Source organism: Mucilaginibacter endophyticus (genome assembly GCF_003351025.1).
GTDB lineage: Bacteria > Bacteroidota > Bacteroidia > Sphingobacteriales > Sphingobacteriaceae > Mucilaginibacter > Mucilaginibacter endophyticus.
In genome coordinates, this window is sequence record NZ_QPCG01000001.1 from 1,238,931 (window position 1) to 1,255,149 (window position 16,219).

The window sequence follows — 16,219 nt, forward strand, 5'->3', positions numbered from 1 at the left end:
ATTTATATTATAAAGGTTAAATAATCAACAATCCATAGCCATTTAAAAGTTTAAAATTATGAAAAATCACGACAAAGCCGCTTTACCAAAAATCCAAATTAAACAAGTGCAGGTATTAAACAGGGCTTTTACCGGCAATGCAACAAAATATGGTAACCAGGCAGGGTTTATTATGACGCAAACAACCACTGATACTATTCCAACTAATACAGTTACAGGTATTATTTAATTGGGCCATCCCTGATCGTGGTACCAGTTACGTGAATTGAACCGAACGTTTTTCATAAATCAGGTTATTTAGCAATAGCCAGCTGTCATGAAAGCAACAAAATTATCTGAATTATATAAATTTTCATCGGGCTTGATGTTAAGGTTTCCTGCTTTTGATAGCAGTGAAGTGTTAACGGCTGATGATGTCAGAAAATTTGCTAAAGATGAATTGTTTATGCAGGCGCTTTGGCTTACCTCTAAAGATTTGTATGAAGCTGTTTTAAATATTGATGATGTAAGCGATCAAAAAAAAAGGGAAAAGCTTGAAATAACTCTTACCAAATTTATAAACCGAAGCGCGACTGGTGCCAATCCGTCGGGATTGTTTGCGGGTTGCGCCGCGGTTAATTGGGGTGAACGTACCGATTTGCAGCTCGGTGATGTTTATCAGCACGTAAGGCTAAATGTTGCTGCTGCTGTCAATATAACGCATAGGTTTTTAGATGATGAATTTATAAGATCATTACTGAATTACAGGGTAAATAAAACATTGTATACGCTAAATGGGGCTTATAGTAAGATTGATTATCAGACTTTAAACTGTGGCAAGTATAAAGCCTCGTCGGTAAAAATATCTGATGATCTTCAGTCGGTTATCCGGTTTTGTGATGATTTCAGGTCATATGATTCAATAAGGTCATTTATAATGCAGACACTTGGGAAAACCGGGGAGTCTGCTTTAGTTTTTTTGAACCAGTTGATTGAAAACCAGGTTTTGTGGAGTGAACTTGAACCTTGCTGGGAAGGTAAAGAATACCTTGACCAGGCTATTGAAATTTTTACCCGGTTAGAAAAAAAAAGCGCGAAAGCGGAAGCCTGTTTATCATCACTAAATGCGATTAAGGGGGTGCTGTCTGGCACCGATAGTGTAATTACGAAAAATAATAAGGTAGCTATGATTTTGAAAGATTTGTCAGGGGACGCCTCACAGGGGACACTGCTGCAGGTAGATTATTTTAGGCAGGGAGCTTCGGCTACGCTTGATAAAGCTTATGCCGATCAATTGCTTGACGCTATTGATATGCTCAACCGGATTTCACCCAGGCATCAGAGTAAAAATTTAAAAACATTTATAAAGCGTTTTAGTGACCGCTATCATGAGCAGGAGGTTCGACTAACAGATGCACTGGATCTTGAAAAAGGCATCGGTTACGCAGGCAAGCGGCATACAGAATCGTCGGGCCGTACGCCAGATCATAAAGATCCTCAATATACTGATGCTGTAAAGTGGCTTATCGGCCAAATTGTTAATAATCCTGGGCAGGAAGTTATTCAATTACAAAAATCGCAGTTTGAGAACGCTAAAATCTGCGATGATGAATTGCCGCCAAGCTTTTCGGTAATGTTCCGTATTTCGGGGCATGACGAGCCTTTGCTTTATCTTGAACATTGCGGCTGGCCGGCAGGTACTGCCATGCTTGGCCGCCTGGCGGGTGCCGATCGAAATTTTGGACAGATTCTTGAAGAGATTGCCGAAACAGAAGCACGTATTTATGAACCGGCCATAGTTGCCGAAATTATACATACACCGGATGACAGTTTGGGAAGTTTTACATCCGCACCGTATCGGAACTCCTCGGCGCAAACACAGGTAAGTGCCGGTGAACAGGAGGTTAACTTAACAGATCTATTGATATCTGTAAAAGGGAACAGTATTATATTACGCTCAGCTAAACTGGGTAAGCGGATCATCCCCCGGTTAAATAACGCATATAATTATGGCATGACGTCCTTGCCTGTATATCAGTTCCTGGCCGACTTGCAATGTCAGGATTCAAAATATCAGCTTGGTTTTAATCTCGACATATTGCCTAAGTTGGGGGTAACCAGAACACCAAGAGTGGTTTACGAGGGTGTAATATTAGCCTTAAAAACATGGTATATGACTAATGCCGATTTACAACAGTTGGCAAAAGACTTAGCTGCTGATTACGATTTGGCCTGGGCAAAGTTTATTAAATACTGGGATTTGCCCGATGCTTTTGTTTTTACAGATACCGATAGTGAATTAGTTGTGCATACCGGTAGCCGACTTGAAGTTGCGGCTTGGCTTTCATCGTGCAAAAAGAAGAATGAAGTTGTTTTGCACGAATATATCGGCGAACGCAAAAACATTGTTCTTAAAAAGAAAGACGAAAAGCTTATCGGAAACCAATTTGTAGCTGTTTTAAAACGTGGCGAAAAAACAACCGGTAAGTATGGAAATATGATGCCAGTAAGCACAAACGCGGCTAAAAGGCAATTTTTTCCGGGTGATGAATGGCTGTATGTAAAACTGTATTGCGGTATTAAAACCGCCGAGCAGGTAATTGGTAACGAACTCATACAACTAAGTAAAAAGCTTTATCACGAAGACCTGATAGATCAATGGTTTTACGTGCGATATGCAGATCCAGAACCTCACATTCGCTTCAGGGTTCACCTTGCGTCGGTATTTGCTTTAGGAAGGGTGATTCAAAGTATCAATAGCTCTTTTTCGTCCCTGATTAAATCAAAACAGATCTGGAAGGTTCAGTTTGATACCTATGAACGCGAATTGGAGCGCTATGGTGAGGCATCGATAGAGCTTGTGGAGCAGTTGTTTTTTAACGACAGCCTTGCCGTAGCCAGCCTTATATCAAGGGCCGAAATGACCGAGAACTTTGACGAAGTGAGATGGCTTTGGGGGCTTTTATCAATTGACAGGTTATTGGATGACTTTGACTTTCAGCTTTCTCAGAAAACCGAGCTGATGGAATTACTTGTTGCCTCATCTTACCCCGATGTTAATTATGATAACCTGCTTTCGAAGCAGCTTACCTTTAAATACAGGCACTACAGAAGTCGGATTGAAGGGCTTTTTGCTGAAGGCGCAATAGTTACCGGTGATGACCTGCTCAGGTACCGGAGTTTAAATAACAAGCCAGTTGCTTTATTGCTTAATGAACTCATTTCATCCGGCACTGTACATCAGGATTTGAATCTGCTCGTGATCAGCCTTATTCAAATGAATATGAACCGTTTGTTTAAAATAAGGCAGCGTGTTTATGAGCTGGGCGTTTACGATTTTCTGCTGCTTTATTATAAATCGGTGCTGCAAAATAAAGAATCAATTTATGAAACCAAATATGCCGCAGGGGCCGAAAATGATTTCAGAAGCTGAAATTGATTACATAACAAGGTAGATTACATCTGCAATAAATTAAATAACGGTTAACTACCGGAGCAATACTTTAACCATCCCTACACAAATCACATTAAGCTTTCTGTTAATTCAGGAGGCTTTTTGTTTTTGTAAAATATGGCATTTGTTTTCTTAATAAAAGTTTAACAAAGGTTCCGGTATGCCAGGAACAATATAAATGTATTTTTGAACCTGCTATTGCCTCTGTTATAAAGGCAGCACTTATACAATGGAAAGAAGATCGGCATTAAAAAATATAGGCGGCCTGCTTTTGGCGCCTTCATTGGCACTTGGCAAAACAACAACATCGGCCAAACCTTCGTTACGGGTGGCTCATATTACCGATGTACACCTGAAAGATAAGTTTGATGCGCCCGCGAGATTTACAAGATGCCTGCACCATTTGCAACAACAAACACCTAAAGTTGATATGGTATTAAATGGTGGCGATATTGTTTTTGATATGAATAAAGAAAACATCGGCACTATTAACGATCAATGGAAACTGGTGCAAAACATCATGAAAAATGAATGTAGTTTGCCGGTTCATTATTGTTTAGGTAATCATGATATCTGGTGGTACGAGGATGATAAAGGCCAGGCCATCTATGGCAAAAAATATGCTTTAGATAAGCTGCAGCTTGTAAAACCATACTACAGCATGGTTAAAAACGGCTGGAAAATCATTGTGCTTGATAGTGTGCATCTGGATATTGATAATACCTGGTACATCGGTAAATTAGGCGATGAGCAGTTTAACTGGCTTAGCGACGAACTTAAAACTACAGATGCAAATATGCCGGTAATGGTAATGTCGCATATTCCGATACTCACCGCTTTGCTGATGATTGAAGATAATATTGTAAACAAATGGACAATGCTTGGAGGCGATATGCACACCGATACCGCTAAGATTATTAACCTGTTTTATCAGCACCCTAACGTGAAATTATGCCTGAGCGGGCACCTGCACATGCGCGATAAAGTAGTTTATAACAATGTCACTTACCTGTGTAACGGCGCTGTTTCCGGTGCCTGGTGGGAGGGTAACCGTCGCGAAACGGCGCCCGGCTATGGTTTGATTGACCTGTATGCCGATGGTACTTTCGAGGAAAAATACGTGAACTACTAAAATATAAAAAGGGGGGGGACTAAATTAAATAGCCCGCCCCATTGCATATATATGTTGGTTGTTTAGAGCTGGAGAATACTTTTAAACTTTTCGGCATAATCATTAAACTGCGCCATCAATTGCCCGCTTAACTCTTTTTGGTTGCCATTGTGGGTTACTGCCACCATGTTGTTTAGCAGCAACATACTATTGTGTACATCACGTGGGCTTAACTTGCCTGTATCCTTTTGCAATTGATGGTAATTGTACTCAAGCTGATCAGTCAAATAGCTGTTGACGCTTTTTATCAGCTTGTTACCCAGTTTGGCATAGTCAAGCTTATAGGAAGTATCGGCCATGGTAATTTTACCTTGTGCAGCCATAAAATTTGGGTTGATATCAGGCATCACTTCCTCGTATTTATGCAACGCATTAAGTGCAAGATCGGGATGCCCATCCTTTAATAGCCCTGCCGAAAGATCGGAAAAAGCTGATACCATTTGCGGATAAAACATGGTTGTTGATTGCTGATCAAGGTATTTAGCAGTTTTAAAATTGCCGAATTTAAACCTGGTCATCATGTTGCTGTACATCACCAGGCTGTTGGTTTTTGAAAGCTGATCTGCTAATGATGAATCTGTTTTGAATGGTAATAATCGGTACGCAAAACCTTCCTGGTATAAATAAGGCTGTAGCCCAACCATGCTTGTCTGCCCGATAGAGGTGGTAAAGCAAATTGGTCGTTTCCAGTCGTTATGGGCCAGGATGTCAATCATAGCAAGGTTTTCTTTGGTAATGTAATTAGGAGGAAATTTCCATTTCATAGTATCCGTCAATAACCCTTTTTGCTCGGGCGTAATTACCTTGTTTTTCATCACGTCAGCTACATTTACCGCAAGCTTGAAGTTTTTGGTTGGTAAATAGTTTTCGGTAGTGCCGTTGGTATATTCAACCTGGGTGCGCTTATCATCAGAGGTAATAAAATCAAATATATCTTTCACATCAACATAGCCCGGTATTTTGGCATCATTATACCTGATCACATCGCGTGTGCCTAACTTGTATTTATCAAAGTTCATGGTGATAGGCAGGGCTTCGGCCTCGTTTATTTTACGCTGCATCTGCCTTACCGACCAATCGGCACTTAACAGGCTCAGGTTTACGATGCGTACGTCGGGGCGAATATTTTCGACTTCCTGGTCGTACCATAAGGAGTAGGTGTCATTATCGCCCAGATCAAACAGGATAGCGTTTTTAGGGCACGACATTAGGTAGTTGTAAGCCATATCATGAGCTGCCATTTTGGTTGAACGATCGTGGTTTTTCCATTCTTTACTCGCCAATAAAATAGGGCCAACGATGGTGCAAAGTACAAATGCCCCAATCGTTGCGAATCGCGGATTGATCTTTTTAGGTACCAGGTCAATCAACGCGATTAATCCTACACCAATCCAAATAGCGAAGGCATAAAACGAGCCAACGTATGAGTAATCACGTTCGCGAGGCTGTACCGATGGTTGGTTAACATACAACACAATGGCCAGTCCGGTGAAAAAGAATAGTAATGTGATTACCAGCGCGTCTTTTCGTCTTTTTTGGAAATGATACAGCATTCCTAATAAACCAACAACTAAAGGCAAAGCATAAAGCGGAGTATAGGTAACATTGTTTAATACAAACTTGGGTGTATTGGAAGTGTTGTTGAATAAACCCGATGTCCAGTTACCGCCAATGCCGTTCATATTGGTTTGCCCTTCCATATCATCGTCGCTATAACGGCCAACAAAATTCCACATAAAATAGCGCCAGTACATCTGATACATTTGCCAGCTGAACATCCACTTTAAATTATCCGAGAAGGTAGGAGTAGCGTTGTCGCTCAGTTGAAGCCAGTCTCGATAAAATTGGGCATCCTGGGTATAGGTGGTATTCTCCTCTGTCGACCACATGCGGGGCAAAATGCTGGTATGGTCATAAACATAATTAGGTTTGTTATAGGCAATCTCATATTTGTTTTTGCCTTTGCGGTACAGGGGCGTGCCATCGGTAACGTCGGTTATTTTAGCATCAAAGTAGGGGCCGCTTAATAACGGTGTTTCGCCGTATTGGGTACGGTTAAGATATTCAACCATGGTAAACGCATCGCTTGGGTGCGAGTTGTTGAGATTAGTACCAGCCGATGCCCGGATTGGGATATATACAAATGAGCTGTAGCCAAAGTAAATGAACACGATGCAAAGCAAGCCCACATTTAAAAAATGTTTTTGCTTGCGGATGCTGTAACATATGCCTGCTGCTAATGATCCTATTAGCAATAAAAAGAAGAATAAAACGCCACTTCCGAAACCAAGGCCGATTGTGTTCACAAAAAACAGATCGAACCGGGCAGCAAGTGAGATAGTATATCCCCTTATCCCAAACTGAACAAATGCCAATATCAGGATGCTGATAGCGAATGCGATAAGGCCACTTTTGATATTGATTTTTTTATGCCTGCGAAAGTAGTAAACCATAACCAGGGCCGGTATAGTCAATAAGTTAAGCAGGTGAATGCCTATGGAAAGGCCAATGACATAGGCGATGAACACCAGCCACCTGTCGGCCCTTGGCTCATCTGCAACTGCATCCCATTTTAAAATTGCCCAGAATACCACCGCGGTACATAACGATGACCAGGCAAAAACAATGGTTTCAACCGCCGAAAACCAAAAGGTATCGGTAAAGGCGAATGCAAGGGCGCCGGTTAACCCGGCACCCATTATTTGTAAGGTTTGGGTTTTGTTTAGTTGGGAATCTTTTATAGCGAGGAGCTTTTTGGCAAGAGCGGTTATACTCCAAAATAAAAACATAATGGTAGCGCCGCTGGCCAATGCCGAACCAAGGTTGGTGAAGTAGGCCACTTTAGTCCTCTCGCCCATGGATAGCAGGGAAAAAGCCTTACCTATCATAGCAAAAAGTGGGTATCCGGGTTGGTGCGAAACCTGGAGCTTATAGGCACAGGAAATAAATTCGCCGCAATCCCAAAAGCTTACAGAGGGCTCTAAAGTAAGAATGTAAGTTAGGGATGCAAGGGTAAAACAAAGCCAGCCCAAAAGGTTGTTGATTTTGTTGTAGTTCATGATAAAGTGTAAAAGTTTTTTCAAATAGTTAATACCAAATTAGGGCTTAAAATTGGTAACGTATTGAAATTTAACACTTTTAACAATTATTAACACTTGATGGGCCGAAGTGTTAAATGGTTGTTAAAACAAACTGTTCCATCAAATAAGCGTTAAGCTTTAATTGTTTTTTATTCGGAAGCTAACGTTTGTGTTATGAAGATAGAGAAGTTTTATGACCAGCTTTATATATGGGTGATCCGTTATGCACCCAGTTTTTTGATAGGTTTAGTGGTTTTGTTTATAGGTCTTTGGATGATTAACCTGCTGTTAAAATGGTGGCAGGCGCACATGCAAAAAAAGGAAATAGATCCTACCATAAAGCCGTTTTTGCAAAGCCTTGTAGGGGTTATACTCCGTGTGTTGCTAATACTGGGCGTGGTGCAGATCATGGGAATCCCTATAACGCTGTTTACCGCATTGGTTGGCGCTTTTGGTGTGGCGGCCGGTTTAGCACTTTCGGGTACGCTGCAAAATTTTGCCAGCGGGGTGCTTATCCTGTTGCTCAAGCCTTTTGTTGTAGGCGAAAATATCATAACCCAGGGACTTGAAGGAACGGTTACTGCCATCCAGATCTTTTATACCATTGTGAAAACTTTTGATAATCGGATAGTTATCGTTCCTAACGGAAAATTATCAAACGAGGTGATCATCAACATCAGCAGGGAAGGTACCCGGCGGCTGGATATTGAGCTTAAGTTTGCCAATAATATTGATTATAATCAGGTAAAGTCGGTTATTGATGCGGCTATTAATAAATCAGAGAATATATTGGAGTCGCCTAACCGCAGGATTGGCGTTGCCGGATTAGATCCGGATGGTTACCGGGTAGGGGTGAACGTATGGGTACATGCCCATGGTTTTCAGGATACGAAGCTGGCCGTTCAGGAAAACATTTTGCAGGATATCAAAGCGGCAGGAATAAAGATCCCCGGTCTATAATAAGATAAAACATGGATAATTTAGAAAACGGCATTACGGTAATTGTGGAAACGCCCAAAGGCAGTGGGCACAAGTATGATTACGATACCGCGACAAAGCAGTTTAAACTTAAAAAATTATTACCTGCCGGCATGGTGTTCCCTTTTGATTTTGGGTTTATACCCAATACCATTGGGGGCGATGGCGATCCGCTGGATGTGCTGGTGATATCAGAGATAAATACTTTTCCGGGTTGTGTGATTGATTGCAGGTTAATAGGTGCTTTTAAGGTAGAGCAAACCAGCCCCGAGGGAAAGCGTTACCGTAACGACAGGCTGTTGGCGGTACCTGTGGCGTCAAAAATTTTTACCGATCTGCATGATGCGGCGCAATTGCCGCATAGCCTTACCGACCAGATTGAAGCATTTTTTACCAATTACAACCGCCTTGAGTCAAAAGAATTTAATTTGATGGAACGCCTTGGGGCAGAGGGCGCTATGGAACTCGTGAATAATGCCACTACCGGTTACGAGTAGTTTTAGGGCAAATTTTATAAAACTCAATCGCGATTGGCCTGTATTATTTATAATAAACATTGTTGAATTTAAATATAGCTACTATGAAAGCTCAACAGGATTTTAAGAATAATGCTAATACACAAGGCAAATCAACTGCCGATCGTGCCTTTACTAACCACAATGATGCGCAAAAACGAAAAGGCATCAGTAACGCGGGCGGGCAACGTTCCGATCAAACATCAAGCAGGGACAGCGCCCATCATCCGGAAAAGAAAAAAGCATAACATTGTTATTTTGTGCAAAACGCCTTTGCTTACCAGGCAAAGGCGTTTTGCATTATAGATAAATTAGTATCTCTATTACTTGTATAAAGTTAAACAGTCACAGTTTTACGTGCTTCTGCCTCGTCCCGGCTCATTTGTTTTATATGCTCACGGTGTTTCAAGCCCCATTCGCGCATTTCATTAATGACATTACCCAGCGAATTGGCATATTCCGTACGTTCATAAATTACGGTTACCGGAGTAGTATCATAAACTGTTCTCTTAATAAAGCCGTTCAATTCCAGGTCCCTTAGCTCTTTAGAGAGTACCTTGGGTGTGATGTTTTCCAGATCGCGCTGAAGTTCCTTAAATCGTTTAGGGCCGGTCATCAAACTTACCAGCATCAATAATTTCCATTTGCCGTTAACTACATAAAGTGTGTCGCGCACGGCGTTTACCGCAGCGTTGCAGGCCTCTTTATTGTGAATGATTTTTCCGTTGTTCATGCTGCTATCCTCAACGATACCGGTATCCTTTAGGATAGTAGTATCTTTTTGAAAGTAAAGGTAGCTAAGTTTGCGGCAAATAATTAATAAAATGAAAGCAACTAAGATTTTTTACTGGATACTGACCGCAATAGTAGCCTTGATGATGGCATTTTCATCATACGCATACTTAACCAAACCCGAAATGACCGCCGCGTTTCATCATTTAGGTTTTTCGGATTATTTCAGGATTGAACTGGCAATAGCCAAACTTATTGGAGCCGTGGCATTATTAGTACCCGTACCGGCAAAGGTGAAAGAGTGGGCCTATGCTGGATTTACTTTTGTATTTGTTTCAGCTTTTATAGCGCACACGGTTTCAGGTGATCCGGTAGCAAACCGTGTTATGCCATTGGTGTTTTTGGTGATTTTGGGAGGGTCGTATTTCCTTTATCGTAAGCAGCGGCAATAGATTGCAAATAATTGAAAACACGTTGTCATTTCGAACCCTTTGAGGGGGAAATAAAGAGGCAAGGGTGAGAAATCTTATACGACATGCGTTATTCGCCCTGCTTGAAACTGCTCGTATAAGATTTCTCCTCACCTCCAACGCATCAGTCCCAGTCGGGTTCGTCGAAATGCCAGAGAGAGATAATACCTACGGTACCAGTAATTTTTCAAATTCCGTACTATCACCTTTAAAAACATTGAAATCCACCACGTGGTTAATGCCATTAACGTGGGCCTTATCTGAGTGCTGCCAAAATTTCCAGTTGGTTTTGTTTGATACAAGCAATTTAGGTTGATAATAATGCGCTATCCAAAGAGTATAACCATCAAAATAACCTTCCAGGTAATCCTGGTAAAATTTAAGGTTGGTGTATATGATAGGCTTGATGCCTGTACGGGTTTCAATAGTTTTGATAAAACTCTCCAATTGCTCCCTCATTTTTTCGGGACTGGTACGGTATAGTCGCTCTATATCAACCACCATGGGCAGGTCGCCTTTTTCGGTTTTTACCGTTTGCAGAAAAAACTTGGCTTGCCATACGCCGCTTTTTTGCGGAAGGAAGAAATGATAAGCGCCGCACATGATTCCCGCTTTTGGCGCTTCTCGCCAGTTACGTTGAAAATACGGGTCGACACTTAATACACCCTCTGTCGCTTTTATAAAAGCAAAGCTTACATGTACGTCGCCCTCGCGCATGGCTTTTACCTGTTTCCAGTTGATGCGGCCCTGGTACGATGATACATCGACGCCATACACTGAGTATCCATCGGGAATATGAATTGCAAAATCCTTGTATTTACGGTAATGTGTATCCTCTCCGGCATCCATGATCCATCGCCAGGTGGCGCTGCCGAATTTCAAAATATACCCATAGTAAAAAGGGGAGAGCAGGACGAGGAGTAAAGCACCGATTGCCACTATCCATGATGTGGAAAAGCCAGACTGTTGTTTTGTTTTGACTACCGGTTTTTTACGGGCAGGCGCTTTCTTTCTTACAGGTGTTGTTTTCTTTTCAGGAGCAGGCACGGGGTAAAATTACGAAAAACGAACCGTTGATTGAGACTGATTACCTTGATTACGCTGATTTTTTAGCTGGATGTGGTTGTCATTACACATTACTTGCTGATATTTATGTAAGATGTTCGGATTTCAGCGGAATCAGCGAAATCAAAAAAATCAACGGTCAGGTTGTGACATTCCCTTAACAAATCAATTTCTATATTTGTAAGGTAAACTTACAAGTTTAACTGATTAATGATATGAGCGACGAAAAAGAGATCCAATTGGCTTCCGAATTGAGGTTTATCATTGGCAGGCTTAGCAAAAAGATCAGGAAAACCTCGGCTACTGCCGAGAAACTTTCATTGACTGAACGATCAACCCTGGCCTTGATATTTCAGTATGAAGAGATCCTGCCTAATGAACTGGCAGCTATGGAAAAGATCACCACGCAATCCATGTCGCAAATACTGAGCAATCTGCTCAACCTCGGGCTCATTAAAAGGCGCATCTCAGAACTGGATAAGCGTAAGGTGATCATCTCCCTTTCGGAAGAGGGGATCAGCCTCATTCATAAATCAAGAAGCGAAAAAGACGAGTGGCTTAACCGGGCCCTTGAGGCTACCTGTACTGCCGAAGAGCAGGAGATACTGAAGAAAGCGCTGGCCCCGCTGGCCAAATTGTTGAATTTTGATTGATTGAACCGACAGCAGAATCAGATGAGCAAGATAACTACATTCAACGCATTTAAAAGCCGCAACTATAGGTTGTATTTTGGCGGGCAATCGGTTTCGTTATTGGGTACCTGGATGCAGAAAACTGCTGTAAGCTGGGTGATCTATTCCCAAACACATTCCAAGTTTATGCTGGGGCTAACCTTGTTCGCCAGCCTTTTCCCATCATTCCTGTTTTCGTTTATCGGAGGCGTAGTGTCTGACAGGTATAACCGCTTCAAAGTGCTGTTATTTACACAGGTAGCATCAATGGTTCAGGCCGTTTTGCTTACATTGCTGGTGTATTTTGGCTATTATTCGGTTTGGGCAATTCTGGCTTTAACGGCTATGCTGGGGCTCATCAACGCGTTTGACGTGCCGGCCCGGCAATCGCTGGTTTACGAGATGGTTGACGATAAATCCGATCTGCCTAACGCACTTGCACTTAATTCATCCATGGTAAACCTGTCGCGCCTGATAGGGCCGGGTATAGCAGGCTTGATCATCGAAAAGTTTGGCGATTCGGTTTGTTTCGGGGCTAACGCGGTAAGTTTTATCGCGGTAATCGGCTCGTTGCTGATGATGCGCCTGCCAAAATTTGCTCCCAAACCCCACGGTAAAAACGTACTTGCCGATCTGAAAGACGGTTTCGAATACATCCAAAACACACCTACTATAAAATTTATGCTGCTGATGCTTGCTACGGTAAGCTTATTCGTGCTACCTTTTAGTACACTGATCCCGGTTTACGCTAAAGATATTTTTAAAGGCACGGCGTCAACCTTTGGAGTGATAGACAGCGTGATAGGGCTCGGCGCTTTTGGCGGCGGGATCTTCCTGGCCTCGTTGAGTGCCGGTACCGATCTGAAAAGGATCCTTGCTATTAATACACTCATATTTGGGGTAGGGTTGATCGTGTTTTCGCACATGCATAATTACCCGGTGGCGCTGTTCTTTGCGGCATTTATCGGTTTCGGTATGATGTCGCAGGTTACCATTGGCAATACCATTATTCAAACTACCGCCAGTCCCGAAATGCGCGGCCGGGTAATCAGTTATTACGCCATGTCCTTTTTTGGGATGCAGCCGCTTGGCGGTTTACTTATTGGCGCGGTATCGCAAAAAATAGGCGTACCGGACACCGTTATGGCCGAAGGCATGGTGGCACTTCTGTTAGGTATTATACACTTTAGCTTTTTAAGACGGAGCCGACTGAAAAAGGCAGCCGCAGCGGCCGCTTTGCAGCAGCAACCTACAGAAGTTATTCCTTAAATATTAAACAATCAAATAACTATGATAACTACAATTGATCAAAACGCAGCATTGGTATTGATAGATTTGCAAAAGTACATTGTACAGTTGCAATGCGCACATCCGATGGACGGTATCCTTCAAAAATCGGCCCAATTGGTTGAAGCTTTCCGCAAAGCCGGTAAACCTATCGTTATTGTTCACGTCGAACCAATCAGCGGTTCATTTAAAACAAGGCGCGATGCCAAAGGTCCCGCCATGACCGAACTTCCCGCCGACTGGAATGAAATTGCTCCCGAAATAAAAACTGAGCCAACCGATATTTTCATTACCAAGAAAACATGGGGCGCTTTTTATAACACAGGCCTGCATGAAGAGCTGCAAAAAAGGGGCGTTACACAAATCGTATTGGCTGGTGTAGCAACAAGCATTGGTGTTGAAGGTACCGCGCGTTCGGCTAATGACTATGCTTACAACATTACCTTTGCAAGCGATGCCATGACCGATATGTTTGCCGAAGCGCATGACCACAGCTTCAAATATATTTTCCCGAGGATAGGTGAGGTAGGTACCACTGCCGAGATCATTGAGAAATTGGGGTAATGCTATTATAAAGAGTGCTCGTATATAGGGCACTCTTTATAATTAAACGCTTAAAAGACCGTTGATTTTTTGTGAGAAGAAGGTTATAAGTATTATTTTTACTAAAACTTAACCTTTTCACAAAATGAACACTACGCCCACAAAGCACATTGTTATTTGTTTTTTCTTCCTTTATGCATTGTCATCCTTTTATGCATGCTCAAAAAAAGATAGTCCACCGCCGCCCCGGGTTGATACAACACCTAAGATTGCTATAACCTCATTAAGTGCAGATTCTGGTGTTTATAATACTTCTATCAACATAACAGGTACGGGTTTCAGTAATGTTGTAACAAACGATAAAGTGTTTTTTAACGGCAAAACGGCAACAATAACAGCTGCTACTACAACACAATTAACGGTGTCAGTGCCTTTGGCCGCAGGCACAGGGAAAGTAAGTGTGAAAGTAAATGACGGGACCGAGGTAAACGGCCCTGTGTTTAACTATAAACAATCATGGATTGTTAGCACGTTTGCCGGAAGCGGTGTAGCCGGATTTACTGATGGCGATGGCACCGGAGCGACTTTGAATCAGCCTGTGGGTATAACGATTGACGGTAATGGTGATTTTTATATCACAGAACAAGGAAATCATGCAGTGCGAAAAATTACAGCAGCGGGGAAAGTAACAACAATTGCGGGTAACGGAAATTCGGGAAAAGCGAATGGAAAAGGAGCCGCTGCCTCCTTTGATCATCCGGCTGGTATAAGGGCCGACAAGGCAGGAAACCTTTATATAGCAGATTATGGCAATAACATGATTCGCAAGATAGATGCATCGCAACAAGTGACAACTATTGCAGGTACAGGGATACAAGGGTTTGGCAACGGGCCGGGATCTTCAGCTACCTTCAGAGGGCCCATAGATTTGGTTCTGAATAAAGCAGGCGAGATCTTTGTTGCCGATTTCGCTAACGAGATTCTCAGAAAAATTACAACAGGCGGTGTAGTAAGTACTTTTTCAAAAATAGTTGTACCTGGTGCTACAGGGTTGCCCAACGCGTTTCATTTTCCATCGGGTTTAGCTATAGATGCTAATGATAATATTTTTGTTGTTGACCAATTGAATTTTATGATTCAAAAAATAACTCCTTCGGGTAATATTTCAACTTTTGCAGGTAGCGGTACAAGAGCGGTAATAAACGCCCAGGGAACTAAAGCTGGATTTTATACGCCATATCAGTTAACCATTGATAAGAATGGGAATTTCTACGTTACAGATATGTACCAAATCAGAAAAATTGATAAAGATGTGAATGTTACACTTTTTGCAGGTGTTACTGATCATGGCTCGGTTAACGGTGCCGCAGCAGTTTCAAGCTTTTATACACCAATTGGAATAGTTACTGATCAAGATGGTAATGTTTATGTGGCTGATACGTCAAACAATCTTATCCGAAAAATCGCATTTCAATAATAATCCAGCCTTACGAAGTTTTAAAATTTCGTAAGGCTTTTCCCTCCGGGCAAAACAATCTTCATGCAATGGGTATTTATAGCTAAATTAGCGGTGCTGTAAGTTGCCGCTGAACGTCTATGAAAAAAATCTCCCTGCTTAAATTCCTGGTAGTTTTGGTTCATTTGCAGTGTTTGTTAACTTGTTTTACAAACAAGGCTTTCGCACAGGCCGATTCGGCAAAGATCACTGTGAATAGTCCGGCGTTTATTCCTCCGACAGTTCAACGCTGGGATGATCGTGTGATGATCGATCTGCAAAATCACCGTACACCTGGCCAAACCGGCTTTTTCATGTTCCTGAGCAAAAATGTTTTGTATGGCGATATTGGCATTCCGGCTGGTTTGTTGGTAGGAGGGATTGTAAGTAACAATAAAGAAATGCGGCAAAACGCGGGTTATGTGGCCAGCAGCACCGCGGTATCATACGGTTTTATGCTGCTGATAAAACATTTGGTAAAACGACCGCGGCCATTTGTTCAAAATATTAATATTACACCGGTTTACCGGGCAGGCGGTACTTCATTCCCTTCAGGACATACTTCATCAAGTTTTGCCACGGCTACCGCCTTATCGGCTGCTTATCCTAAATGGTACGTGATAGCGCCATCGTTCTTTTGGGCAGGGGCTACCAGCTATTCAAGAATGTACCTCGGCGTTCATTATCCAACAGATGTAGCCGCGGGTTTAACATTGGGTGTTGGAAGCGCGGCGGCAATGTCGTTTTTGAGGAAGTAAATATTATCGTTATTTAATAGC

The 16,219-nt window shown here is 42.2% G+C and carries 15 protein-coding genes; 12 read left to right on the forward strand and 3 right to left on the reverse strand.

Going from position 1 to position 16,219, the window contains the following annotated elements; genetic code table 11:
* The first annotated feature begins 58 nt into the window (after window positions 1-58).
* The 3 genes from DUL71_RS31865 (at window position 59) to DUL71_RS04975 (ending at window position 4,565) form a co-directional block, all read left to right on the forward strand.
* Window positions 59-229: a hypothetical protein gene (locus DUL71_RS31865; RefSeq protein ID WP_154402318.1), complete on the forward strand. Its 171-nt coding sequence runs from the start codon at window positions 59-61 to the stop codon at window positions 227-229.
* An 87-nt stretch (window positions 230-316) separates the two neighbouring features.
* A complete protein-coding gene (locus DUL71_RS04970) occupies window positions 317-3,412 on the forward strand; it encodes a lantibiotic dehydratase (protein WP_114937010.1) in 3,096 nt (1,031 codons plus the stop codon).
* Window positions 3,413-3,662: 250 nt separating this feature from the next.
* Window positions 3,663-4,565, forward strand: a complete 903-nt coding sequence (locus tag DUL71_RS04975) for a metallophosphoesterase family protein (protein WP_114937011.1) — start codon at window positions 3,663-3,665, stop codon at window positions 4,563-4,565.
* 62 nt (window positions 4,566-4,627) lie between these two features.
* Here DUL71_RS04975 and DUL71_RS04980 read toward each other — a convergent pair whose 3' ends face one another.
* Window positions 4,628-7,663, reverse strand: a complete 3,036-nt coding sequence (locus DUL71_RS04980; RefSeq protein ID WP_114937012.1) for a glycosyltransferase family 117 protein — start codon at window positions 7,661-7,663, stop codon at window positions 4,628-4,630.
* 195 nt (window positions 7,664-7,858) lie between these two features.
* Between DUL71_RS04980 and DUL71_RS04985 the strand changes: the two genes are divergently transcribed.
* The 3 genes from DUL71_RS04985 (at window position 7,859) to DUL71_RS04995 (ending at window position 9,425) form a co-directional block, all read left to right on the forward strand.
* Window positions 7,859-8,644 (forward strand): mechanosensitive ion channel family protein, encoded by a 786-nt coding sequence (locus tag DUL71_RS04985; RefSeq protein ID WP_114937013.1) that lies wholly within the window; start codon window positions 7,859-7,861, stop codon window positions 8,642-8,644.
* A gap of 11 nt (window positions 8,645-8,655) precedes the next feature.
* Window positions 8,656-9,159, forward strand: coding sequence for an inorganic diphosphatase (locus DUL71_RS04990; protein ID WP_114937014.1), 504 nt, complete (start codon window positions 8,656-8,658; stop codon window positions 9,157-9,159).
* 83 nt (window positions 9,160-9,242) lie between these two features.
* Window positions 9,243-9,425: a hypothetical protein gene (locus tag DUL71_RS04995; RefSeq protein WP_114937015.1), complete on the forward strand. Its 183-nt coding sequence runs from the start codon at window positions 9,243-9,245 to the stop codon at window positions 9,423-9,425.
* An 89-nt stretch (window positions 9,426-9,514) separates the two neighbouring features.
* On the opposite strand, the gene DUL71_RS05000 is transcribed toward DUL71_RS04995, so the two are convergent.
* Window positions 9,515-9,910: a winged helix-turn-helix transcriptional regulator gene (locus tag DUL71_RS05000; RefSeq protein WP_114937016.1), complete on the reverse strand. Its 396-nt coding sequence runs from the start codon at window positions 9,908-9,910 to the stop codon at window positions 9,515-9,517.
* Window positions 9,911-10,001: 91 nt separating this feature from the next.
* On the opposite strand from DUL71_RS05000, the gene DUL71_RS05005 reads away from it, so the two are divergent.
* Window positions 10,002-10,361: a DoxX family protein gene (locus DUL71_RS05005; RefSeq protein WP_114937017.1), complete on the forward strand. Its 360-nt coding sequence runs from the start codon at window positions 10,002-10,004 to the stop codon at window positions 10,359-10,361.
* A gap of 186 nt (window positions 10,362-10,547) precedes the next feature.
* Here the strand turns inward: DUL71_RS05005 and DUL71_RS05010 are convergent, their stop codons facing one another.
* Window positions 10,548-11,426 carry a glycoside hydrolase family 25 protein gene (locus DUL71_RS05010; RefSeq protein ID WP_114937018.1) on the reverse strand — a complete coding sequence of 293 codons (879 nt, stop codon included), beginning with the start codon at window positions 11,424-11,426 and terminating at the stop codon, window positions 10,548-10,550.
* Between the two features lie 233 nt (window positions 11,427-11,659).
* Between DUL71_RS05010 and DUL71_RS05015 the strand changes: the two genes are divergently transcribed.
* The 5 genes from DUL71_RS05015 to DUL71_RS05035 all read left to right on the forward strand — a co-directional run bounded on the left by DUL71_RS05015 (window position 11,660) and on the right by DUL71_RS05035 (window position 16,198).
* Entirely contained in the window at window positions 11,660-12,097 is a 438-nt protein-coding gene (locus tag DUL71_RS05015; protein ID WP_114937019.1) for a MarR family winged helix-turn-helix transcriptional regulator, read from the forward strand.
* Window positions 12,098-12,118: 21 nt separating this feature from the next.
* Window positions 12,119-13,384, forward strand: coding sequence for an MFS transporter (locus DUL71_RS05020; RefSeq protein WP_114937020.1), 1,266 nt, complete (start codon window positions 12,119-12,121; stop codon window positions 13,382-13,384).
* Between the two features lie 21 nt (window positions 13,385-13,405).
* A complete protein-coding gene (locus DUL71_RS05025; RefSeq protein WP_114937021.1) occupies window positions 13,406-13,966 on the forward strand; it encodes an isochorismatase family protein in 561 nt (186 codons plus the stop codon).
* Window positions 13,967-14,090: 124 nt separating this feature from the next.
* Window positions 14,091-15,422 (forward strand): IPT/TIG domain-containing protein, encoded by a 1,332-nt coding sequence (locus DUL71_RS05030; protein ID WP_114937022.1) that lies wholly within the window; start codon window positions 14,091-14,093, stop codon window positions 15,420-15,422.
* A 119-nt stretch (window positions 15,423-15,541) separates the two neighbouring features.
* Window positions 15,542-16,198 (forward strand): phosphatase PAP2 family protein, encoded by a 657-nt coding sequence (locus tag DUL71_RS05035; protein WP_244228704.1) that lies wholly within the window; start codon window positions 15,542-15,544, stop codon window positions 16,196-16,198.
* Window positions 16,199-16,219: the final 21 nt, after the last annotated feature.